This is a genomic window from Limnomicrobium aquaticum (assembly GCF_040545545.1).
Classification (GTDB): domain Bacteria; phylum Pseudomonadota; class Alphaproteobacteria; order Rhizobiales; family Rhizobiaceae; genus Ensifer_A; species Ensifer_A aquaticum.
The window spans coordinates 51,678-73,579 of sequence record NZ_JBEPMB010000009.1; the positions used below are offsets into that span (position 1 = coordinate 51,678).

At 63.3% G+C, this 21,902-nt stretch carries 19 protein-coding genes; 13 read left to right on the forward strand and 6 right to left on the reverse strand.

The genetic code is table 11. The features are described 5' to 3' along the window. Window positions 1-107: 107 nt before the first annotated feature. Both ABID16_RS20375 and ABID16_RS20380 read left to right on the forward strand, forming a co-directional pair. Window positions 108-2,261 carry a thiamine pyrophosphate-dependent enzyme gene (locus ABID16_RS20375; RefSeq protein WP_354558208.1) on the forward strand — a complete coding sequence of 718 codons (2,154 nt, stop codon included), beginning with the start codon at window positions 108-110 and terminating at the stop codon, window positions 2,259-2,261. 5 nt (window positions 2,262-2,266) lie between these two features. Continuing rightward, window positions 2,267-3,826 (forward strand): indolepyruvate oxidoreductase subunit beta family protein, encoded by a 1,560-nt coding sequence (locus ABID16_RS20380; protein WP_435532454.1) that lies wholly within the window; start codon window positions 2,267-2,269, stop codon window positions 3,824-3,826. A gap of 127 nt (window positions 3,827-3,953) precedes the next feature. Here the strand turns inward: ABID16_RS20380 and ABID16_RS20385 are convergent, their stop codons facing one another. After that, window positions 3,954-5,177: a sensor domain-containing phosphodiesterase gene (locus ABID16_RS20385; protein WP_354558210.1), complete on the reverse strand. Its 1,224-nt coding sequence runs from the start codon at window positions 5,175-5,177 to the stop codon at window positions 3,954-3,956. 290 nt (window positions 5,178-5,467) lie between these two features. On the opposite strand from ABID16_RS20385, the gene ABID16_RS20390 reads away from it, so the two are divergent. Continuing rightward, a complete protein-coding gene (locus ABID16_RS20390; protein WP_354558211.1) occupies window positions 5,468-6,463 on the forward strand; it encodes an MDR family oxidoreductase in 996 nt (331 codons plus the stop codon). Between the two features lie 12 nt (window positions 6,464-6,475). Here ABID16_RS20390 and ABID16_RS20395 read toward each other — a convergent pair whose 3' ends face one another. After that, window positions 6,476-6,823 (reverse strand): DUF3088 domain-containing protein, encoded by a 348-nt coding sequence (locus tag ABID16_RS20395; protein ID WP_354558212.1) that lies wholly within the window; start codon window positions 6,821-6,823, stop codon window positions 6,476-6,478. Window positions 6,824-7,107: 284 nt separating this feature from the next. Further along, the gene (locus ABID16_RS20400; protein WP_354558213.1) at window positions 7,108-8,040 is read right to left on the reverse strand and encodes a LysR family transcriptional regulator; all 933 of its coding nucleotides are present in this window, start codon (window positions 8,038-8,040) and stop codon (window positions 7,108-7,110) included. Window positions 8,041-8,213: 173 nt separating this feature from the next. Here ABID16_RS20400 and ABID16_RS20405 point away from each other — a divergent pair, with 173 nt between their 5' ends. The 9 genes from ABID16_RS20405 to ABID16_RS20445 all read left to right on the forward strand — a co-directional run bounded on the left by ABID16_RS20405 (window position 8,214) and on the right by ABID16_RS20445 (window position 18,607). Further along, the gene (locus tag ABID16_RS20405) at window positions 8,214-9,923 is read left to right on the forward strand and encodes a GMC family oxidoreductase (protein ID WP_354558214.1); all 1,710 of its coding nucleotides are present in this window, start codon (window positions 8,214-8,216) and stop codon (window positions 9,921-9,923) included. A 128-nt stretch (window positions 9,924-10,051) separates the two neighbouring features. Next, the gene (locus ABID16_RS20410; protein WP_354558215.1) at window positions 10,052-11,263 is read left to right on the forward strand and encodes an ABC transporter substrate-binding protein; all 1,212 of its coding nucleotides are present in this window, start codon (window positions 10,052-10,054) and stop codon (window positions 11,261-11,263) included. Window positions 11,264-11,361: 98 nt separating this feature from the next. Beyond that, a complete protein-coding gene (locus ABID16_RS20415; RefSeq protein WP_354558216.1) occupies window positions 11,362-12,123 on the forward strand; it encodes an ABC transporter ATP-binding protein in 762 nt (253 codons plus the stop codon). Continuing rightward, window positions 12,120-12,830 carry an ABC transporter ATP-binding protein gene (locus ABID16_RS20420; protein WP_354558217.1) on the forward strand — a complete coding sequence of 237 codons (711 nt, stop codon included), beginning with the start codon at window positions 12,120-12,122 and terminating at the stop codon, window positions 12,828-12,830. The genes ABID16_RS20415 and ABID16_RS20420 overlap by 4 nt, the downstream gene beginning before the upstream one ends. Before the next feature lie 15 nt (window positions 12,831-12,845). Beyond that, window positions 12,846-13,739, forward strand: coding sequence for a branched-chain amino acid ABC transporter permease (locus tag ABID16_RS20425; RefSeq protein WP_435532456.1), 894 nt, complete (start codon window positions 12,846-12,848; stop codon window positions 13,737-13,739). A 5-nt stretch (window positions 13,740-13,744) separates the two neighbouring features. Then, a complete protein-coding gene (locus ABID16_RS20430) occupies window positions 13,745-14,752 on the forward strand; it encodes a branched-chain amino acid ABC transporter permease (protein WP_354558219.1) in 1,008 nt (335 codons plus the stop codon). 218 nt (window positions 14,753-14,970) lie between these two features. Then, window positions 14,971-15,774 (forward strand): GntR family transcriptional regulator, encoded by an 804-nt coding sequence (locus tag ABID16_RS20435; protein ID WP_354558220.1) that lies wholly within the window; start codon window positions 14,971-14,973, stop codon window positions 15,772-15,774. Between the two features lie 20 nt (window positions 15,775-15,794). Further along, window positions 15,795-17,192, forward strand: a complete 1,398-nt coding sequence (locus ABID16_RS20440; RefSeq protein WP_354558221.1) for an aspartate aminotransferase family protein — start codon at window positions 15,795-15,797, stop codon at window positions 17,190-17,192. After that, a complete protein-coding gene (locus ABID16_RS20445; protein ID WP_354558222.1) occupies window positions 17,189-18,607 on the forward strand; it encodes a glutamine synthetase family protein in 1,419 nt (472 codons plus the stop codon). The genes ABID16_RS20440 and ABID16_RS20445 overlap by 4 nt, the downstream gene beginning before the upstream one ends. A gap of 145 nt (window positions 18,608-18,752) precedes the next feature. Here the strand turns inward: ABID16_RS20445 and ABID16_RS20450 are convergent, their stop codons facing one another. The 3 genes from ABID16_RS20450 to ABID16_RS20460 all read right to left on the reverse strand — a co-directional run bounded on the left by ABID16_RS20450 (window position 18,753) and on the right by ABID16_RS20460 (window position 20,574). Next, window positions 18,753-19,166 carry a curlin gene (locus ABID16_RS20450; protein ID WP_354558223.1) on the reverse strand — a complete coding sequence of 138 codons (414 nt, stop codon included), beginning with the start codon at window positions 19,164-19,166 and terminating at the stop codon, window positions 18,753-18,755. A gap of 507 nt (window positions 19,167-19,673) precedes the next feature. Then, window positions 19,674-20,078, reverse strand: coding sequence for a curli-like amyloid fiber formation chaperone CsgH (csgH, locus tag ABID16_RS20455; RefSeq protein ID WP_354558224.1), 405 nt, complete (start codon window positions 20,076-20,078; stop codon window positions 19,674-19,676). Between the two features lie 58 nt (window positions 20,079-20,136). Beyond that, window positions 20,137-20,574: a curlin gene (locus tag ABID16_RS20460; protein WP_354558225.1), complete on the reverse strand. Its 438-nt coding sequence runs from the start codon at window positions 20,572-20,574 to the stop codon at window positions 20,137-20,139. 403 nt (window positions 20,575-20,977) lie between these two features. Between ABID16_RS20460 and ABID16_RS20465 the strand changes: the two genes are divergently transcribed. After that, window positions 20,978-21,898, forward strand: coding sequence for a TadE/TadG family type IV pilus assembly protein (locus ABID16_RS20465; protein WP_354558226.1), 921 nt, complete (start codon window positions 20,978-20,980; stop codon window positions 21,896-21,898). Window positions 21,899-21,902: the final 4 nt, after the last annotated feature.

Consider the following 21,902-nt stretch of genomic DNA (forward strand, 5'->3'; position numbering starts at 1 on the left):
ATATAAAGGCAAGCGCGCGCGTAAGCGGCAAAGATTTATGCAATTGACACAATCCGACAGATGAAATATGCATTTGCATATAACTTGCCAACAAGATGGGGAACGTCATGGCAGAGCGATCATTTGCGCGTGAAGTCGAAGACCTGAAGCTCGGCGAAGGCGACATTTTCAGAGGCGAAGGCATCCTCGCCATCACCAAGGCGCTGCTGCAATCGGGCGTCTCCTATGTGGGCGGCTATCAGGGCTCGCCGATCTCGCATCTCATGGACGTGCTGGCTGATGCCAAGGACGTGATGGAAGAGCTGGGCGTGCATTTCGAGACATCGGCGTCCGAAGCCGCCGCGGCCGCCATGCTCTCGGCCTCCGTCATGTACCCGGTGCGCGGCGCCGTCACCTGGAAGTCCACCGCCGGCACGAACGTCGCCTCGGATGCGCTCTCCAACCTCTCCTCCGGCGGCGTCACCGGCGGTGCGCTGGTCATCATCGGCGAAGATTTCGGCGAAGGCTCCTCGATCATGCAGGAGCGCAGCCATGCCTTTGCGATGAAGTCGCAGATGTGGCTGATGACCCCTCGCCCGAACTTGCCCTCCATTGTCGAGGCGGTCGAAAAGGGCTTCGAGCTTTCGGAAGCCTCCAACACGCCGGTCATGCTGCAGGTCGGCATCCGCTCCTGCCACGTTCATGGCCATTTCGTCGCCAAGGACAACAAGCGTCCCGAATATACGCTGAAGGAAGCGCTGGAAAATCCGCGCCGCGACCTCAGCCGCATCGTTCTTCCGCCGGCCTCCTTCGCGCATGAGAAGGAAAAGCTGGAGAAGCGCTGGCCCGCGGCGGTCGAATTCATCAAGGCCAACAAGCTCAACGAACATTTCGGCCCCACCGAGGGCGAGATCGGCATCGTGCTGCAGGGCGGCGTCTATAATGGCGCGATGCGGGCGCTCCAGCATCTCGGCCTCGCCGACGTCTACGGCAATTGCCGCGTGCCGCTCTATGTCATGAACGTCTCCTACCCGATGGTCGATGACGAGCTGATCGAATTTGCGGCCGGCAAGAAGGCGATCCTCATGGTCGAGGAAGGCGCGCCGGAATATATCGAGCACACGCTGCACACGCTGTTCCGCCGCCGGGACATCCAGACCAAGGTCTCGGGCAAGGACGTCCTGCCGCTCGGCGGCGAATATACGACGCCGGTCCTGATCAAGGGTCTCGGCGCCTTCATCGAGGCCAATGCGCCGGGTCTCCTCGGCAACCGCCCGCCGGTGCCGAACCCCGATCCGATCCTCACCGATCCCAAGGTCAAGGCGCTCGCCGAGGTCGTGCCGCCGCGGCCTGCCGGCTTCTGCACCGGCTGTCCGGAGCGCCCGATCTTCGCGGCCATGAAGCTGGTCGAGAAGGAACTCGGCGAACATCACGTCTCGGCCGATATCGGCTGTCACCTCTTTTCCATCCTGCCGCCCTTCAATATCGGCGGCACGACAATGGGCTACGGCCTCGGGCCGGCCTCTGCCTCCGCCTTCAATGTCGAGGCCGACAAGCGCTCCATCTCGGTCATGGGCGATGGCGGCTTCTGGCATAACGGTCTTGCCACCTCGGTCGGCAATGCCGTCTTCAACAAGCAGGATGGCGTCATCCTCGTCGTCGACAACTACTATTCGGCGGCGACCGGCGGTCAGGACATCATGTCGTCCCGCGCGCTCAACCCTCGCCGCAAGACCAACAATTCCATCGTCAATGCGGTCAAGGGCATCGGCGCGACCTGGGTCCGCCAGATCGACCGCACCTATGATGTCGCCAAGATGCGCGACACGCTGAAAGAGGCGCTGACGACAAAGGAACCGGGTCCGAAGATCATCGTCGCCTCGTCCGAATGCAGCCTCAACAAGCAGCGCCGCGTGAAGCCGCAATTCGCGAAAGCCGTGAAGGACGGCAAGCGCATGGTCAAGGAGCGCTTCGGCGTTGACGAGGATGTCTGCACCGGCGATCATGCCTGCATCCGCCTCTCCGGCTGTCCCTCGCTCTCGGTCAAGCATACGGATGATCCGCTGAAGGACGATCCGGTCGCGGCCATCGACAATTCCTGCGTCGGCTGCGGCAATTGCGGCGAAGTCTCGGAAGCGGCAGTCCTCTGCCCCTCCTTCTACCGCGCCGATGTCATCCACAATCCCACGGGCTGGGACCGCTTCGCGCATCGTGTGCGCAAGGCCGTGATCGGCTGGCTCCAGTCGCGCCGCGCCGAGGCCCGAGTCGTCTTTGCTGATTGAGAGGGATGAAAACCATGAACGTTCATGTCGATAACGCATTTGCCGCCCTCTCCCACGACAAGCCGCTGTCGCTTGCCATCCTCGCTATGGGCGGCCAGGGCGGCGGGGTTCTCGCCGACTGGATCGTGGATCTGGCAGAATCTCAGGGCTGGGTCGCGCAGACGACTTCCGTGCCGGGCGTTGCCCAGCGCACGGGCGCGACGATCTATTATCTGGAACTGCTGAAGGCCCGCGAGGGCGTCGAGCCGGTTCTGGCGCTGATGCCGACGCCTGGCGATGTGGATATCGTGCTCGCCGCCGAACTGATGGAAGCCGGCCGCTCCGTGCTGCGCGGTCTGGTCACGCCCGACAAGACAATGCTGATCGCCTCCACCCACCGCTCCTATGCGGTCGGCGAAAAGGAAAAGCCCGGCGACGGCACAGGCAACCCGACCGTGGTGGTCGACGCCACGGATTTTGCCGCCAGGAAGACCATCACCTTCGACATGGATACGCTGGCCACGAAGAACGGCAGCGTCATCTCCTCCTCCATGTTCGGCGCGCTTGCCGCCTCCGGCGCCCTGCCCTTTACCAAGGACGCCTTCGAGGCGACCGTGCGCAAGGGCGGCAAGGGCGTCGAGGCCAGCCTTCGCGCCTTCAACGCGGCCTATGACCGCGTGCTCCGCGGCGGCAATGACAAGGTCTCGGCCACATCGCCCAAGACCTTCGCCGAAATCCCGGCCTCCGCCGGCCATCCGGCGCTGGACAAGCTGCTCACCCGCATCCGCAGGGAATTCCCGGACATCATCCAGCCCATGCTCTATGCCGGTGTGAAGAAGCTCACGGATTTTCAAGACCCGGCCTATGCCGACGAATACTTAAGCGAAGTCGCCAAGCTCCACGCCGCCGACAAGGCGCATGGCGGTGGGGAAAAGGATTTCGCCTTCACCGCACAGGCCGCCAAATATGTCGCCATCGCCATGGCCTATGACGATGTGATCCGCGTCGCCGATCTGAAGACGCGCGGCACCCGCTTCGACCGCGTGAAGAAGGAAGTCGGCGTCAAGGCTGACCAGATCCTCTACACGACCGAATACATGCATCCGCGCATGGAAGAGGTCTGCGGCACGCTGCCGAAGGGGCTCGGCCAGTTCATCGGGAACCGCCCTGCCCTGTTCAACTGGCTCAACCGCCGCATCGACAAGGGCCGCCGTGTCAAGACCGGCACACTCTTCTGGTTCACCGGCCTCTATGTCGTCTCGTCGCTCCGCCGCTTCCGCCGGGGGAGCCTCCGCCACTCGATCGAAATGGCGCATCGCGATGCCTGGACCGCAGAGGCTCTGAAGGTTCTGCCGCAGAATTACGATCTCGCCGCCGAAGTGCTCGGCAACCGTCGCCTCGTGAAGGGCTATTCGGACACCCATGTGCGCGGCCTCTCCAAGTTCGACCGCGTCATGTCGGCACTGCCGATGCTCATGGGTCGCGAGGATGGTGCGACATGGATGCGACGGTTGCGTCAGGCCGCTTTGCTGGATGAAGGCGGGATTGCGCTGGATGGGGCGCTGAAGACCGTCGCAAGTTTGTGAGTTCCCTCTTCTCCCCTTGGGGAGAAGATGTCCGAAGGACAGATGAGGGGTTTCTCTCCGCATTGTTGGAACCCCTCATCCGGCGCTTCGCGCCACCTTCTCCCCTTGGGGAGAAGAGGGCACCCGCTCACCCCGCCTTCGCCACCCCGGCAAATTCCCCCGCCGGCTTGGGCTTGCTGAACAGATAGCCTTGCGCCTTGTCGACGCCGAGGTCGCGCAACGTCCGCTCTTCCTCCACCGTCTCGACACCCTCGGCCACGACGATCGTGCCGGTGCGGCGACCGTACTCGGTGAGCGCACTGATCATGGCGCTGCGCAATGGGTCGGTGTCGATATCGCGCGTCAGACTGATGTCGAACTTGATGATATCCGGCTGCAATCTCAGCACATGCTGCAGGCTCGCATAGCCGGCACCCGCGTCGTCGATGGCGATCTGCACACCGGCCGCGCGCGCCTGTCTCAAGGCGGCCTGAAGTTCGGCATAGTCGTCGACGGCAGCGTGTTCGGTGATCTCGATGACCAGACGCTTCGGGTCCACCTGCGCCAGAAGCGGCTGCAGGTTGCCGGTCAGAATCGTCTTCGGCGACAGGTTGATGTTGATCGAGCAATCCGCCGGCAGCGTCCGGCACGCGGCGAGCGCGCGCTGTGCAGCGACAAGCTCGAGCCTGCCCCCGATGCCGGCAAGCTCCGCATCTGCAAACCACTTGTCGGGGCTGCGCGGCGGTTCGCTGGAAAAGCGCGACAGCGCCTCGAAGCCGGTCACGACGCGGTTCTTCAGGTTCACGATCGGTTGAAAGACGATGGCCGGGTCGCCCGCGGCAATGGCCGTCTCCACCAGCTTGCGGGTGCGGCTGCGCTTCTTCTGCGCGCTGATGTCGCCGGCCAGCATGCGCGCCATCAGATCGGCAAGCTGGCGCAGCAGCACGAGCTGCGTTTCGCCGAGATCGGGCCGCGGCGTGAAGGCGAAACAGCAGAGCGTGCCGTAAAGCTGCCCGTCCTCCAGCCGCAGCGGAACGCTCAAATGCGCGCCGATGGGAATAGCCGCCGTTTCGGGAATTTCCGCCGTCAGCGGCACATCGGCGGTGTTGGGGATCAGCTGCGGTAGCGCACCCTCGACAACCTTGCGGCAATAGCCCGAACCGATCGGATGAACCTCGCCCGCGCGGATCGGCGGATGGTCGACAATCGAAGAGACGCCATGGAACACGCGCACCGCGTTGGAAAACTCCGCCAGAAACGCGACATCCATGTTCATCTGCGTGCGGATGGTATCGAGAATGAGATTGACATTGGTGGCGACGGGGGCCGACAAAGGCGTCGGCACGGCGCCGGCATCATCAACAAGCTTCAAGCGCGTTCCCCCCGGAATCGAATGCCTTGCAGCCTTGAGAGTATCACGACTTTCATATTAGAAAAGGCTTTCCAAAATCCTCTTTTGATTGCAGATCATGCCGTCTTGCAGCCCGGATTTCAACCTTTGGGACGTCTCGCCGCATCGTCAATTCTGTGGCCGGGCGACATCTGCATCTGCCCGTTCCGGAGACTGGCATTAGGATCATGGCCGTGGCATGGTCTGGCCGTTTGGCTCGCCGGCGCTCTTTTGCTCGTCGCGCGCACGCATGGCAGGAGGAGATTGCGATCATGAGCGGCACTTTCAACGCGATGGTGATTGATGCGGTGGACGGCAAGCCGAAGGCGGGCTTCCGGACGCTGAAGGTGACCGATCTGCCCGATCACGACGTTCTGGTCGAAATCCAATTCTCCACGCTGAACTACAAGGACGGGCTCGCCGTCAGCGGCAAGGGCCGCATCGCGCGGCGCACGCCGCTCATCGCCGGCATCGATCTGGCGGGTGTGGTGGTCGAGTCCCGCTCGCCCCACTGGAAGCCGGGCGACCGCGTCGTCGTCAACGGCTTCGGCCTCTCCGAAACCGAATGGGGCGGCTATAGCCGCTATCAGCGCCTCAAGCCCGAATGGCTGATGAAACTCCCGGAGGCCTTCTCCTTCGAACAGGCCATGGCCATCGGCACGGCGGGCTATACCGCAGCGCTCTGCGTCAACGCGTTGGAGCGCTGGGGCGCGATAAAGCCCGGCGAAGGCGAGGTTCTGGTGACGGGCGCCGCCGGCGGCGTCGGCTCCGTCGCGATCAGCCTTCTGTCAGCCAGGGGTTACAATGTGACCGCCTCGACCGGACGTCCGGAAACGCATGAGTATCTTGCGGGCCTTGGCGCCACCGCCTTCGTGGACCGTGCCAGCCTCGCTGAAAAGGGCGGCGCGCTGCAGAAGGAGCGCTGGTCCGGCGCGGTCGATTCCGTCGGCTCGACGACGCTTGCCAATGTGCTGGCGCAGACGAATTATGGCGGCGCGGTCGCGGCCTGCGGGCTTGCGGGCGGGGCCGATCTTCCCGCGACCGTCATGCCGCATATCCTGCGCGGCGTCGCCCTCCTCGGCGTCGATTCCGTCATGGCCCCGATGGCGCTGCGTCAGGCCGCGTGGCAGACGCTCGCCGACCATCTCGACCGCGACCGCCTCGCCGCCATGACGACCGTCGAGCCCATGTCGAAACTGCCGGAGCTGGCCGAGGCTATCGTAGCAGGTCAGACCCGCGGGCGCGTTGTCATTGACGTGACGCGCTGAAGACGACTGGTGTCAGTGCGAATACGGAATCCCGTAGCGTTCGGCGAGCAGTTCGCAGAGGCGGTTGATATCGCTGACGAAACGGGTCTCGCCATATGTCAAGGCATCGGCGGGCGCAGTCGCCGGGTCGGCAAAGATCAGCACCGGAAGCCCCTGGTTCTCCTCGCCGATCCGTTCGATCACCGCCGGGCGCGGCCGGGGGAAGTCGACGCGCATGACATCGACATGGTGATACAGCTGCGGAAAGGTGGCGAGCAGGCCTTCCACCATATTGCATTGCGGGCAGTAATAGAGCCTGTCCGGCGAAAGCTTCGCGTCGGGAAAGCCGGGGGTCAGCAGAATGAGAAGATCGCGGGCCATGGGATGCCTTTCCGGGATTGGTGGATGTGTCTTAGAGCAATTCCAGCGAAAGTGGAAACCGGTTTCACGTCCGGAATTGCGGAAAACAAGGAGATGGAGCGCTTCAGCGTTTCTGTGAAACGTTGAAATGCTCTAGGAAGGAAGGCCCCGCAAGGCAAGGGCCAGCGGCGGCCTCGCCTCCCCGTGAGCGATAGTTCACCCTGCTATAACTCATGAAATACCGCATTGATGAGTTATAGAAAGGACATCTATCACTCATGCGCTGAAACTATAGGCCGCCCGTCTCAGCCGTTCTGCTCCCAGATACGCCGTGCCACGTCGAAGACATGGGCGACGACCGGATCGTTGGCGCGGGCTTTCAGCGAAATGAAGCTGAGCGCGGTTTCGATCTTCACCGAATTGGCGATGATCAGACCGTTCGACTGCTGCTCGTGCAGCGCGATCGATTCCCGGCAGAGGCTCAAGCCCACGCCTGCGCGCACCATGGCGAGCATGGACATTTCCTGATCGATCAGCGCCACGACATTCTGCCGGACGCCAAGTTCGCCGAAAATGCGCCCGAGCAGGCGATTGTGCACCGAGGCCGGCGGCGTGCCGATCCAGGGCAGTGCGGCCAGTTCCGCCCAGGTCCTGTCGCGCACATAGGGCGCAAGGGCCCCCGGCGCCACGACACGATAGGTCAGCGGCGCGAGTTCCAGCACATGGAACAGGCTTTCCTCCGCGCCGGGTCCAAGCCCCGCCAGCGGATCGAAATCGCGGATATCGCCGAGGAAAAAGCCGACATCCAGCTCGTTGCGCTTCAGCCCCTCCGGCACCTGCCCGCTGATGCCGTGGCGCAGCTCCGTCTCGATGCTCGGCGCGCTTTCGACCAGCGATTTCAGGAAGGCGCCGAGCCGCGTGAATTCCGGGTCGATGATCGTGCCGATGCGCAGCGAGCCGCTGACCTGCGTGGCCAGACTGCGCGCCGTCTGACCGAAATCCATCAGCGAGGCGAAGATCAGTTCCGCCTTGGCGGCGAGCAGCGCGCCGTCATGGGTCAGCTCCAGTCCCCGCGCGGTGCGGCGGAAAAGCTCGATGCCGGTCTCGGCAGTGAGACGCTTCAGCTGCAGGCTGATGGCCGGCTGCGTCAGGTGCAACTGCTCCGCCGCGCGGGTCACATTGCCCTCCCGCGCGACCGCCACAAAGGCGCGTAATGTTTTGAGATCAAAATCGCTCATATTAATTCTGCTTATAATGTTATTCTGAATTTGTCATTGGATTTCTCGTTTACTTCCCGTTTAGCTTTTCGGTCAGGCGGGAGGACGCCCAACATGCCGGACCAGCTTTTTCAGGCTCTTGCGCTGCGGCGCGGGGCCGCAGACGCTTCTATCCGGCATCGGGAGGTTTGGGATTGATTGCGAAAGCATTCGATTACATTATAATCGGAGGAGGGTCGGCTGGCTGCCTGCTGGCCAATCGCCTGAGCCGCAATCCGGCCAATCGCGTGCTGCTTCTCGAAGCCGGCCGCAAGGATGATTATCACTGGATTCACATCCCCGTCGGCTATCTCTATTGCATCGGAAATCCCCGCACCGACTGGCTTTACAAGACCGAGGCCGAAGCCGGGCTCAATGGACGAAGCCTTATCTATCCGCGCGGCAAGACGCTCGGCGGCTGCTCCTCCATCAACGGCATGATCTACATGCGCGGTCAGGCCCGCGACTACGATCACTGGGCGGCGCTGACGGGCGATGCGTCATGGTCGTGGCAGGATGTGCTGCCGCATTTCAAGGCGCATGAGGATCACTATCGCCTCGATGGTGGCCAGGATCCCGAAACCGGCGGCAACAGCCGCTTCTCCGATCTCCACGGCCATGGCGGCGAATGGCGGGTGGAAAAGCAGCGGCTGCGCTGGGATCTGCTGGATGCCTTTGCCGATGCCGCGGTGCAAGCCGGCGTGCCGAAAACGGAGGATTTCAACACCGGAGACAATGAGGGCGTCGGCTATTTCGATGTCAACCAGCGGGCCGGCTGGCGCTGGAACACGTCGAAGGCCTTTCTCCGCCCTGCCCTGTCGCGACCCAATCTCACCGTCTGGACCGAAGCGCAGGTCGAGCGGCTGCTGTTCGAGGCGGATGACGATGGAGCCCTGCGCTGCAGGGGCGCGCGCGGCAATCGCGCCGGCGAAACGGTCGAAGTCCGCGCAAATGCCGAAGTGATCCTCTGTGCCGGCTCCATCGGCTCGCCGCAGATCATGCAGCTGAGCGGGCTTGGCGATCCGGCCTTCCTGAAAAGTCTCGGCATCGAACCGGTTGCGGACCTTCCCGGCGTCGGCGGCAACCTGCAGGACCATCTGCAGATCCGCACGGTCTTCAAGGTGACGGGCGCCAAGACGCTGAATGCGCTGACCGCCAGCCTCTTCGGCAAGATGACGATCGGCATGGAATATGCGCTGAAGCGCAGCGGCCCGATGAGCATGTCGCCCTCGCAGCTCGGCGCGTTTACCCGCTCCGACGAGAGCCAGCCGCATGCCAATCTCGAATATCACGTCCAGCCGCTGAGCCTCGAAGCCTTCGGCCAGCCGCTGCATCGCGAACCGGCCTTTACCGTCAGCGTCTGCAATCTCAACCCGACCAGCCGGGGCAGCGTGCGCATCCGCTCGAAAGACCCAAAGGATGCGCCGGCCATTGCCCCCAACTATCTGACGACGCCGGAGGATCGGCGCATTGCCGCCGACAGCATCCGTCAGGCCCGCCATATCGTGTCGCAGCCGGCGCTTTCCCGTTACGCCCCGGTGGAATGGAAGCCGGGCGTTGCGTTCCAGAGCGACGAGGAGCTGGCGAAGCTCGCCGGCGACATTGCCAGCACGATCTTTCACCCCGTCGGCACGACGAAGATGGGTCGCGAGGACGATCCGCTCGCCGTGGTCGACAGCCGGCTGCGCGTCCATGGCGTGCGCGGCCTGCGGGTGGTGGATGCCGGCGTCATGCCGACAATCACCAGCGGCAACACGAATTCCCCGACATTGATGATCGCCGAGAAAGCCGCTAGCCTCATTCTGGAGGATGAGGGGCGCAGGGCCGGATGGCCGCGGGGACAGCAATTCCGCGAAGCGGGATGATGGAGGAGGCCCGGATCGGAGCCCGCAGACAGCCGGAATGGCGCTGGGGATAACGGTTCGGACTTTAAAGGCAGACTGTCTGACAATCGCGCGGGCGCCTGAGCCCCGCAACTCAAGGAGGAAGAGTGATGAAGGCATTTCTATATGGCAGCGTGAGCGCGGCAGTTGTTGCCCTCGCGGCAACTTCGGCATTCGCCGATGGCGTTTCCAACGACGTGGTGAAGATCGGCGTTCTCGGCGACATGTCGGGCGTCTATTCCACCGGCTTCAGCGGCGATGGCGCCGTGGCGGCCGTGAAGATGGCGGTCGAGGATTTCGGCGGCACGGTTCTCGGCAAGAAGATCGAAGTGATCTCGGCGGACCACCAGAACAAGGCCGACGTCGCGTCTGCCACCGCCCGCCAGTGGATCGACCAGGATCATGTCGACATGATCACCGACCTCACCAACTCCGCCGTCGGCCTTGCCGTGCAGCAGCTCGCGTCTGAAAAGAAGGTCATCACCATGAACACGGGCTCGGCCAGCGCCGATCTCACCGGCAAGGCCTGCACGAAATACGGCATCCACTACGGCTACGATACCAATGCGCTCTCCACCGGCACGGCTTCGGCCGTGATGAAGAATGGCGGCGACAGCTGGTATTTCATCACCGCCGACTATGCCTTCGGCCATGCGCTGCAGAAGGCCACCACCGCCGTGGTCGAGAAAATGGGCGGCAAGGTGCTCGGCAGTTCCGACGTGCCGCTGGCCTCGACCGACTTCTCGTCCTACCTGCTACAGGCGCAGTCCTCGGGCGCGAAGGTCGTCGGCCTTGCCAATGCCGGTCAGGATACGGTGAACTCGATCAAGCAGGCCCATGAATTCGGCCTCACCTCGGCCGGCCAGCAGCTTGCCGGCATGCTTGTGACGATTGCCGACGTGAAGGCGCTCGGCACCGATGTCGCCAAGGGCCTGAACTTCACGGTCGGCTGGTACTGGAACCAGGACGATGCCTCGCGCGCCTGGAAGGAAAAGTACATGAAGTACTCCAATGGTGCCGCCCCGACCTTCATCCACGCCGCCGACTATTCGCTGACCATGGCCTATCTGAAGGCCGTGAAGGCCGCCGGCACGGATGATCCGGATGCCGTGCGCGCTGAACTCGGCAAGGCCAAGATCGACGACTTCTTCGCCAAGGGCGGCCAGATCCGCGCCGATGGCCTGCTGGAGCATGACATGTATCTCGTGCAGGTGCAGGATGCGACGAAGGACCCGTGGGATGTCGTAAAGGTCGTCCAGACCATCCCCGGCAAGGACGCCTATGCCTCGCTGAAGGACGGCGGCTGCCCGCTGGTGAAGTAACTGCTCCGCAGGGCGGGCAGACCGGGAGGTTTTTCCGGCTGCCCGCCCTGCCCTTCCTTGCCAATGACTTTCCGAAAACGTCTTGCCGAAGGACACTCATGAGCGATTTCATCCTCGAAGCGACTGACCTCAGCCGCAGCTTTGGCGGCTTCATGGCGGTCAGAAACGTCAATCTGAAGATTGCGCGCGGCTCCATCCATGCGCTGATCGGCCCCAATGGCGCCGGCAAGACGACGATGTTCAATCTTCTGACCAAGTTCATCACGCCAAGCTCCGGCACGATCACCTTCAACGGGCGCAACATCACGCATCTGAAGCCGGAGGAGATCGCCAATCTGGGCATCGTCCGTTCGTTCCAGATTTCCGCCGTGTTCCCGCATCTGACGGCGCTGGAAAACGTGCGCATCGCGCTGCAGAAGCGGCTCGATGTCAGCTATCAGTTCTGGCGTTCGCGCAAGATCCTGTCGACGCTCGACGGCGAAGCGCTGGGGCGGCTCGATCAGGTCGGGCTGAAACGCTTCGCCCATGTGCCGGCGGTCGAACTGCCCTATGGCCGCAAGCGCGCGCTCGAAATTGCCACGACCCTCGGGCTCGAACCCGAACTCATGCTGCTGGATGAGCCGACTCAAGGGATGGGCTCGGAGGATGTCGGCCAGGTCGCCGATCTCATCAAGCGCGTCTCGGTGGGCCGCACCATCATCATGGTCGAACACAATCTCGGCGTCGTCTCCAAGCTCGCCGATGCGATCACGGTTCTGAGCCGTGGCGAGGTTCTGGCCGAAGGCACCTATGAACAGGTGTCGAAGAACCCCGCCGTCATGGAAGCCTATATGGGCATCAAGGCCGAGGAGGTGGCATGATGGCCGCGCCGCTTCTCAAAACCAGCGGGCTCAATGCCTGGTATGGCGAATCCCATGTGCTGCACGGCATCGATATCGAGATTGCCGAGGGCGAGCTGATTACCCTTCTCGGCCGCAATGGTGCCGGCCGCACCACGACGCTGCGCGCCATCATGGGCATGGTGTCGCGCCGCACCGGCTCGGTGACGATCCGCGGCCGAGAATTCATCGACATCGCCGATCACCGCATCGCGCCGCTTGGCGGCATCGGCTATTGCCCGGAAGAGCGCGGCATTTTCGCCAGCCTCAATGTCGAGGAAAACCTCATGCTGCCGCCCAGCGTCGGCAAGGACGGCATGAGCCTTGATGAGATCTACCGCATGTTTCCCAACCTGAAAGAGGTGCGCAAGCGCATGGGCACGCGGTTGTCCGGCGGCGAACAGCAGATGCTCGCCATTGCCCGGATTCTTCGCACCGGCGCCAAGCTCCTCCTGCTCGACGAGATCACGGAAGGGCTCGCCCCCGTCATTGTCAAGGCGCTCGGCGAGGCGATCATGCGGCTGAAAGCGCAAGGCTATACGATTGTGCTGGTCGAACAGAATTTCCGCTTCGCAGCTCCGCTTGCCGACCGTCACTATGTCATCGAGCACGGCCGGGTGATCGACCGCATCGAGGGCGGCGATGTTGCCGCCAGCATGGACCGGCTCAACCATTATCTGAGTGTGTAGAAAGGCGAAAACATGCTGAAGCTTCTGCTCGCCCAGGGCATGCTGGGCCTCAACAACGGCGTCTTCTACGCCATGATGAGCCTCGGTCTCGCCGTCATTTTCGGGCTGCTCAATGTCGTCAATTTCGCCCATGGCGCGCTCTACATGCTCGGCGCCTTCGTGGCGCTGATCCTGTACACCTATGTCGGCCTGTGGTTCGGGTTGAGCGGCTTTCACATCGGCTTCTGGCCGGCACTGATCCTCACGCCCATCATCGTCGGCGGCTTCGGCATGCTGATCGAGCGCTTCCTGTTGCGCTGGCTCTACAAGTTCGATCCGATCTATTCGCTGCTGCTCACCTTCGGCGTCACGCTCGTGCTGCAGGGTCTGTTCGTCAACATCTTCAGTGCCTCGGGCACGCCCTATCCCGGCATGCCGGACGCCTTGAAGGGCGTGGTCAATCTCGGCTTCATGATGTTCCCGAAATTCCGCCTCTTCGCCATCGTCTTCTCGCTCATCGTCTGCCTGATCGTCTGGTATGTGATCGAGCGGACCAAGGTCGGGGCGCTCTTGCGCGCCGGGACGGAAAACCCGGAACTGGTGAAAGCCTTCGGCGTCAACGTACCGCTGATGGTGACGCTCACCTTCGGCTTCGGCACCGGGCTGGCGGGGCTCGCCGGCGTGCTGGCCGCACCCATCTATTCGGTGAGCCCACTCATGGGCGCCGACCTCATCATCATCATCTTCGCGGTCGTCGTCATCGGCGGCATGGGCTCGATCATGGGCGCGGTCGTCTCCGGCATCGCGCTCGGCCTCATCGAGGGCGTGACGAAGGTCTTCTACGCGCCGGCCGCCAATACGGTGATATTCTTCCTGATGGTCATCGTGCTGCTGGTGCGGCCATCCGGCCTCTTCGGGCGCGAGGGATAAGCGACATGACAAAACCTGCCTCTTCCCATCAGACCCTCGACCAGGCCGGCGAATTCGCCGAAAGCGTGCCCCATGAGAAGCTCGCCCGCAGCCGTGCGGCGCAGGCGGTGCTCTGGGTGCTGCTGATCGCGGCGGTGCTTTTTGCACCCGCCGTGCTCTATCCCGTCTTCGTCATGCAGCTCCTCTGCTTCGCGCTCTTTGCCTGCGCCTTCAACCTGCTGATCGGCTTTACCGGCCTGCTCTCCTTCGGCCATGCCGCCTTCTTCGGAGGTGCGGCCTATATCTGCGGCCATGTGGTGAAGGTGTGGGGGCTGCCGCCGCTTCTCGGCATTCTCGGCGGCGGCGTCTTTGCCGCCGCACTCGGCTATGTCGTGGGCTCGCTCGCCATCCGCCGTCAGGGCATCTATTTCGCCATGATCACGCTGGCGCTCGCCCAGATCGTCTACTTCCTTGCGCTCCAACTGCCCTTCACCGGCGGCGAGAACGGGCTGCAGGGCATTCCGCGCGGCACGCTGTTCGGCCTCGACCTGAACAGTCCACTGCCGATGTATTATTTCGTCGCAGCGATCTTCCTGGCCGGCTTCCTGATCATCTACCGCACCATCCACTCGCCTTTCGGACAGGTGCTTCAGGCGATCCGCGAGAACGAGCCGCGCGCCCGCTCGCTCGGCTACAATGTCGATCGCTTCAAGCTGATCGCCTTCGTGCTCTCGGCGTCGCTTGCCGGCGTTGCGGGCTCGACCAAGGCCATCGTCTTCCAGTTCGCCTCGCTCACCGATGCGCATTGGCAGATGTCGGGCGAAGTCATCCTCATGACGCTGATTGGCGGCATGGGCACCATCTTCGGCCCCGTCGTCGGCTCTGTCGTCATCATCACGCTGCAGCACTACCTCGCCGACATCGGCTCCTGGGTGCAGGTGGTGATCGGCGCGATCTTCATCGTCAGCGTGCTGCTGTTCCGCCGCGGCATCGTGGGAGAACTCGCCCGCATGCTGAAGATTTCCTCGGTGTGATGTCGCTGATACCGAACCGATCCGCCGAAAACCACGCTTAATGTGATCACAAAAATTCACCCGGCCGGGAATAGCGACCCGCGCCGGGTGCCTTCGCGCGCCGAGAAGACCGCGTATTTTGTCGGAACAACCCTTCGAACAGTCAAGGCCCCCCTTGCATTCCCAAATACTCCACTATAATCGTGATCACGAAAACATGATCAAATTCGGGGATCGGAATGATCGGCAGAACCTCCACGCTTGCAGACGGGAACGCGGCCAGCCTTGCGCTGACGGCGCGCGCCGGCGAGGGCGAGGAAGGCGGCGAACCTGAAGCGACCATGCAGGACCGTGCCTACCGGACCCTGCGTCATGCGCTGATCGTCGGCAAGCTGCCGCCGGGCAAGGGCATCAGCCTGCGCGCCATGGCGGAGGATCTGGGCGTCGGCGTCATGCCCATGCGCGCCGCGATTTCCCGGCTTTCGGCAGAGAATGCGCTGACGGTTCACGACAACCGGCGGGTCTCGATCCCGGAAATGACGACGGAGCGTTTCGACCAGCTGATGCAGGCGCGCCTGCTTCTGGAGCCGGCCTGTGCGATCCGCGCGCTGAACGAGATCGACGCGGCCACGCTTGCCCGCATCCGCGCCCATGACGACCAGATCAATCTCAGCTACCAAAACGGCGACGCCGAGCTTTACATGGCCGCCAATTATGCCTTCCATTTCGAGATCTACCGCGCCGGTCGCTCCGAGGTGCTGACACATCTTCTCGAAAGCGTGTGGATGCAGTTCGGCCCCTTCATGCGCCGGGTCTATGGCCTCGTCGGCACGGCCCGCCTCACCGACAAGCACGAGATCGCCATCGGCGCCATCGAACGGCGCGATGTCACCCGCCTGAAGCTCGCGCTTGAGGCCGACATTCTCGATGGCATGGAATTGCTGGGGAAATCCATTTTCGCCGACGCGACCGCTCCGTCGACGACGGCCAGGTCCGGGCGCAAGTCCGCCCGCCTGTCCGGAACGTCGGACGGCGAGGCCTGATCTATAAAGGGAGAACAAATATGGCATCCTCACTAGCCTCCGCGCCATCCGCAAACGGCGTCGATCGCGGCGCGCTTGCAGCGCTTCTCGCCGCCGAGCAGGCCCGCTATGGCGACAGCCGTCCGCTGTCGTCCGCCCGTGCCGCGCGCAATTCGAAGGGCGGTTTTTCCGGCGGCGTGCCGATGCACTGGATGCGCGACTGGCCGCAGCCCTTCCCCATGGTCATCGAGATGGCTGAGCGCAACCGGCTGCGCGACATCGACGGCAACGACATCGTCGATTTCTGCCTCGGCGATACCGGCGCCATGTTCGGCCATTCGCCGGTTCCGGTCATGCAGGCGATCCGCGGCCAGGAGACGCGCGGCCTCACCTTCATGCTGCCGTCCGCCGATGCCGACCGCGTCGGCGCGCTTCTGCAGGAACGTTTCGGCCTGCCCTGCTGGCAGATGGCGGTGACGGCGAGCGATGCCAACCGTTTTGCAATCCGCGCTGCCCGCACTGCCACCGGGCGCAAGCGCATCCTCGTTTTCGACGGCTGCTATCATGGCACGGCGGAAGACACGCTGGTCGATCTGGTTGACGGAAAGACGATCGCGCGCCGCAGCCTGCTCGGCCAGGTGCAGGACCCGAGCCTCACGACGGTGATGATCCCCTTCAACGACCGCGCGGCGCTCGCTTCCGAACTTGCGAAGAAAGACATTGCCTGCGTGATTGCCGAGCCGGTCATGACCAATTGCGGCATGATCCTGCCGGAGGACGGCTTCTGGGATTATCTCCGCACCGAGACCCGCAAGGTGGGTACGCTGCTGCTGCTCGACGAGACGCACACGATCTCGACCGGCCCCGGCGGCTATGGCCGGGCGCATGGGCTTGAGCCGGATCTCTTCGTCGTCGGCAAGCCGGTGGCCGGCGGCGTTCCCGCCGCCGTCTGGGGCATGAGCCAGGCGGTCAACGACAAGCTCTTTGCCGCGCGCCCCGAGACCGAGCACGGCCATTCCGGCATAGGCACGACGCTGGCAGGTAACGCGCTGCAGCTCGCCTGCATGCGCGCGACGCTGGAAGAGCTGATGACGCCGGAAAACTATGCGCGCATGCTGGCCGGCGCCGGGCAGCTCGATACGGGCATCAAGGCGCTGATTGCACAGCACCGCCTGCCCTGGCACACCGCCCGCGTCGGCGCCCGGCTCGAAATCGTGTTCACGCCGGAGCCGGTGAAGAATGCGGCGGAAGCGCGCGCCGCGCAGGATGCGATGCTCGAAAGCACGCTGCATGTGGCGCTGCTCAATCGCGGTTTCCTGCTGACGCCCTTCCACAACATGATGCTGGTCGGCCCCGACACGACGCAAGCGGATATTGCCGCCTTCCTCGCCGCCTTCGGCGAGGTTCTGAACCTTTTGCCTCTGGAGACTGCACAATGAGGAAGATTGACGCGCCCGCGCGCCCGGCCGCACCGGAATTTCGGGCTTCCGCTGAGGAACTGCAAGCCTTCCTCGCCGCCCATCCCGAAATCGAGGCCTTCGATCTGATGCTCTACGATCCGAACGGGATCGCCCGCGGCAAGACGGTGCGCCGCCACGAGATCGAGGGCATCTGGGAAAACGGCCGCCATCTGCCGGGCTCCATTCTCGGGCTCGACGTCACCGGCGAGGATGTGGACGAAACCGGCCTCGTCTGGACCGATGGCGATGCCGACCGCTGCGCCTGGCCGCTGCCGGGCACGCTTGTCCCCTCGCTCTGGACCGACCCGCCGCGCGGGCAGTTCCGCGTCGCGCTTCACGAGATGGACGGCAAGCCGGTCTGGGCCGATGGCCGCCATGTCCTGCAGCGCCAGATCGACCGCCTTGCCGCGCGCGGCCTTTCTGCCGTCGCCGCCTTCGAGCTGGAATTCTACCTGATCGAGGCGAGCCCCGACACGCTGACCCCGCAGGCCGCCCGCATGCCGCTCGGCGGCAGCCGGCCCTTCGGCACCAATGTCTATTGCGTCGAGGAACTCGACCGCCTCGAACCCTTCAGCCGCGATCTCTATCGCGCGGCTGAAGCGCAAGCGCTCCCGGTCGAGACGCTGATTTCGGAATATGCGGCCGGCCAGTTCGAGCTGACGCTGCACCACGGCGATGTCATGCAGGCGGCGGAAAACCTCATGGCGCTGAAACATCTCCTGCGCGGCGTCGCCCGCCGGCACGGCATGCAGGCCTGTTTCATGGCGAAACCCTTTGCCGAGCGCTCCGGCTCCGGCATGCATCTGCATGCAAGCCTCTGTGATCGCGACGGCCGCAACCTCTTCGCCGACCGCGACGGCGCGCTCTCGCCCGACCTTCTCGGCGCCATTGGCGGGCTGCTCGACACGGTGTCGGAAAGCATGCTGGTCATGGCCCCGCATCATAATTCGTGGATGCGCTTTGCCGCGCGCAGCTATGCGCCGACCACGCCCAACTGGGGCATCAACCATCGCGGCGTCGCGATCCGCGTGCCGGCCGGTTCTCCCGGAAGCCGCCATCTGGAACAGCGGCTGGCGGGCGTCGACGCCAATCCCTTCCTGGTCGCGGCGGTCACGCTGGAGGCGATGCTGCGCGGCATGGACGCAAAGCGTGACCCCGGCCCACCGATCGACGCTGCCGCCGACCATGCCGGCGCGGAGCCCACCGGCGACGGGCCTGCACTGCCGCGAAACTGGTCGGACGCCATCGAAACGGCGCAACGGTCGGCCTTCCTCAAGGATGTGCTGGGCGAAACCATGCATCGCGTTCTGGTGGCCATCAAACGCGCCGAGGCTGCCCGCTTCGCCGCCTATGTCTCGCCGCTCGATTACCAGCTCTATCTGGACACGGTCTGACGCATTTCCCCTTCTCCCCCTGGGGAGAAGGTGGCCCAAAGGGCCGGATGAGGGGCTTCCTGCCGCTGAGCCAGATGGGAACCCCTCATCGCCTCACTGCGTTCGGCACTTCTCCCCAAGGGGAGAAGAGGCAAAAACCGCACCCTTACCAGCCGAAGCTGAAGGTCGCGCCGCTGCGGTTGTTGCCGTTCTGCACCACCTCGTCATCCGTGTTGCGGCCATACTGGAAGATGCCATAGGCGTTGTTGTCGCCATTCTGCTGCAGGGTGGCCCGATGGCCGTTGCCCTGCTGCTGGATGAAGCCGAGATTGCCACGGCCGGCTTGAGCAAGCCCGGCGGCATTGCCGTTGCCCTGCTGCCGGATCTCGCCATCCTTCACGCCCCGGAAGAGCGAATAGACGCGGATGCCGGTTGAAAAGAGTGCGGCTTCGCGCTGGTTGCGCGGTGCGACATCGAAGGAAATCCGCCCGCCGGCTTCAGCCGGAACGGCAAGAACCGCCTGGCCGACGGTGGCCGAAAGAGCAAGAACGGTCAAAAGCTTAGCAATGGTGCGGGTCATCGAAATCTCCATATGACGACTGCCGTGATCGATGATGTGACATTCGCATATCCCGGCTGAACCGAAGCGGAACTGGCCGTTCAGTTGGCGTTAATCTGGCCAGAGCCATTTCGAGCCGAAAGTGGGAACCGGTTTCGCGTCCTGAATGGCGTGGAAAGAAAGAGATCGGGCACGCACGAAAAAGGGCGCCCACAGCGCACGACAGCTTCTGTTTGGATTCGCCGCTCCCCCCTCACCCTGCCTCCGCTTCGCTCGGCAGACCTCTCCCCAATGGGGCGAGGAGACCCGCAACGCTGCGGCGAATTCCCGCGTCTCCCCATCGGGGAGAAGGTGGCCCGAAGGGTCGGATGAGGGGGGCTGCCAAGCCCAAAGACGCTTGCGTCATTAACGGTGAAAGGGCGCCGAAACCCGGCGCCCCTTGGGCAAATACCGTGGCTGGAGCAGGTCGAGCCAAAAGTGCGTCAGCGGTTTTGCGCCCCGACTGCGAAAAAACAAGGAGATAGAGTTTCAGATGCCGCCGGCCTGCTTCGTGCAGGTGACCGACTTGCCGCCCGCATTGACGACCAGCGTCGCCTTGTAAACCGCACCCTTGCCGCCCAGCGAGACAGAACTCAGCGTCGCCGTCTCGCCGGCCTTGGCGTCGAAATCGCCGCCCTGGTTGATGGTCGAGCTGCCGCCACCGCCGGTCTTTTCGACGCGGAACGTGTAGCTGCCGGCAACAGCCTTGTCGGCATTGACCAGCGCGTCGAGCCGCACCGTCCCGCCGGAGGACTTGACCCCGATCTCGCAAATCTGCGGGGCATCGAGCAGTTTTGCGGAGCTCACCGTCGTCATCGTGGCGAGCGCGCCGACCGGCAGCAGGAGCGCCGCGAAGGCCGTCATCATGCGGGGAAGTTTGACGCTATTGGACATGGGTTCGTCTCCTTGCGGTCGCAAATCGTGGTTCTCTTCGCCTCGTTCTGCCTGCCGTTTACGGGCAGGCCTGGACGAAGGCGGCGACATTGCCGTTGCCGCCCTGTGCGACATTGGCGCTGCAGCCGTGGCCGACCTGAACGCCGGCGGCAATGTTGCCGTTACCGTCCTGGGTCAGGATCGTGGTGTGATTGGAACCGAACTGGCCGATGCCGGCCGTGTTGCGGTTGCCGTTCTGCGTGGTGGCGCCGTAGTTGTTATAGCCTTCCTGACCGATGGCCGAGAGATTGTGCCGGCCATTCTGGCGGCCAACCAGCCGGTTGTAGTCGCCGTTCTGGTAGGTTCGGATCCGGTTCGAATAGCCTTCCTGTGCGCCGCCGGCGGAGTTGCGCCAGCCATATTGCTCGATGCGAACATCGTTGGCCATGGCAGGGGCGGCGACTTGCAAGCCGACAAGGGCGACGAGTGCGGTAGCGATGAAAGAGGTCCGGATCATTGTTTTCTCTCCTGAAGCGGTAACGACCGCGGTTGAACGTCCTTGTTCTATTCCGCCCCGTTCGAACGGAAGCTGAAGGGATCATTCAGCCGCCGTTCAGCCGAAGAGATCGCTTCGCAGAGGGCCGCCGGAGCTGTCATCCGAAGCTCATCTCGATGCCGTTTCTCCCCTGAAAACGGACCGGAAAACCACCTTCCGGTCTCAAGACATGCCTCATCAAGACATTCCTGAAATGTTACACCGCAGGCTCCACCGGACGCGTCGAGCCCAAAAAAATAAGCGCCGGATGCGAAAAATCGCCGAGATCGTGAAAATCTTCAGTAATTCGTTGACCACCCCGCAAGTAACCTTGTGGCACTTCAGGAAAGAATTGTACCAGGCGCGTTTGTGCGGAGTTCGGCCAATGGAAGATTTCGGTTTCCCTGCAAAGGTTGCGATGTCATCGCCGGCTATCCGGTCATGGCGCAGGCGCGCATCCGGCCTGATCAAACGCTTCCGCAGCGACCGGAGTGGAAACTTCGCCCTGCTCACCGTGGCTCTCGTCATTCCGATCACGCTTTCCACGGGACTGGCCATCGATGTGGCGCGCATGACATCGGCCAAGATCACCTATCAGCAGGCCGTCGATTCCGCCGTGCTGGCCGCAGCCGCGAAGTTTGCCTCGACCGGCACGGCCGATCCGGTGATTGCGCAGAAGTTCATGAGCGGCAACAGTTCCGGCGCCACCGCAACCCCGATCACCTTCACCACCAATGCCGACGGAACAGTCACCGGCTCCGCCACCTTCCAGATGAAGCTCATGATGATGCGGATGTCGGGTCTGGATACGGTTTCGGTCAATATCAGCTCGAAGGCAAACGCCGTCGCGGTCACGAAACTGTCCCAGGCTTCGCTGCAGATCACGGCGGCGCAGGGCGCCTATTCCAAGGACATCTATTTCTTCACCCGTGACGCCAAGGGCGCGATCCTCAGCCAGACCCTCGTGCTGAAATACCGCTATGACGGGACCAACAAGACCTATACGCCGCCCATCGGCGGCACGACCACCATCAATGTCGGCGACTATGCCAGCTACGGCTATCGCATGGATATCTATGTCGACAATTCCTACAAGGGCAAGACGAACGGAGTTCCGGTCGTCACCCACTATTCCGACGATGCGGATGCAGCCAAATGGACCCGCTCGACCGGCACCTGCGCCGACCCCAACGGCATCAAGGTGCAATGGGAAGACGGCGGTGACGCCAACTATCTGGACTTCCAGTATATCCAGAAATGCACGCAGACCACCAACAAGGTGACAGATGTGCGCCTGGTGAAATGACGGG

Excerpts from the sequence above, each read along its gene's own strand:
- ABID16_RS20375 (WP_354558208.1), top strand. The coding sequence starts at position 108 with ATGGCAGAGCGATCATTTGCGCGTGAAGTCGAAGACCTGAAGCTCGGC.
- ABID16_RS20380 (WP_435532454.1), top strand. The coding sequence starts at position 2,267 with ATGAAAACCATGAACGTTCATGTCGATAACGCATTTGCCGCCCTCTCC.
- ABID16_RS20390 (WP_354558211.1), top strand. The coding sequence starts at position 5,468 with ATGAGCGGCACTTTCAACGCGATGGTGATTGATGCGGTGGACGGCAAG.
- ABID16_RS20395 (WP_354558212.1), bottom strand. The coding sequence starts at position 6,823 with ATGGCCCGCGATCTTCTCATTCTGCTGACCCCCGGCTTTCCCGACGCG.
- ABID16_RS20400 (WP_354558213.1), bottom strand. The coding sequence starts at position 8,040 with ATGAGCGATTTTGATCTCAAAACATTACGCGCCTTTGTGGCGGTCGCG.
- ABID16_RS20410 (WP_354558215.1), top strand. The coding sequence starts at position 10,052 with ATGAAGGCATTTCTATATGGCAGCGTGAGCGCGGCAGTTGTTGCCCTC.
- ABID16_RS20415 (WP_354558216.1), top strand. The coding sequence starts at position 11,362 with ATGAGCGATTTCATCCTCGAAGCGACTGACCTCAGCCGCAGCTTTGGC.
- ABID16_RS20420 (WP_354558217.1), top strand. The coding sequence starts at position 12,120 with ATGATGGCCGCGCCGCTTCTCAAAACCAGCGGGCTCAATGCCTGGTAT.
- ABID16_RS20430 (WP_354558219.1), top strand. The coding sequence starts at position 13,745 with ATGACAAAACCTGCCTCTTCCCATCAGACCCTCGACCAGGCCGGCGAA.
- ABID16_RS20435 (WP_354558220.1), top strand. The coding sequence starts at position 14,971 with ATGATCGGCAGAACCTCCACGCTTGCAGACGGGAACGCGGCCAGCCTT.
- ABID16_RS20440 (WP_354558221.1), top strand. The coding sequence starts at position 15,795 with ATGGCATCCTCACTAGCCTCCGCGCCATCCGCAAACGGCGTCGATCGC.
- ABID16_RS20445 (WP_354558222.1), top strand. The coding sequence starts at position 17,189 with ATGAGGAAGATTGACGCGCCCGCGCGCCCGGCCGCACCGGAATTTCGG.
- ABID16_RS20450 (WP_354558223.1), bottom strand. The coding sequence starts at position 19,166 with ATGACCCGCACCATTGCTAAGCTTTTGACCGTTCTTGCTCTTTCGGCC.
- csgH (WP_354558224.1), bottom strand. The coding sequence starts at position 20,078 with ATGTCCAATAGCGTCAAACTTCCCCGCATGATGACGGCCTTCGCGGCG.
- ABID16_RS20460 (WP_354558225.1), bottom strand. The coding sequence starts at position 20,574 with ATGATCCGGACCTCTTTCATCGCTACCGCACTCGTCGCCCTTGTCGGC.
- ABID16_RS20465 (WP_354558226.1), top strand. The coding sequence starts at position 20,978 with ATGGAAGATTTCGGTTTCCCTGCAAAGGTTGCGATGTCATCGCCGGCT.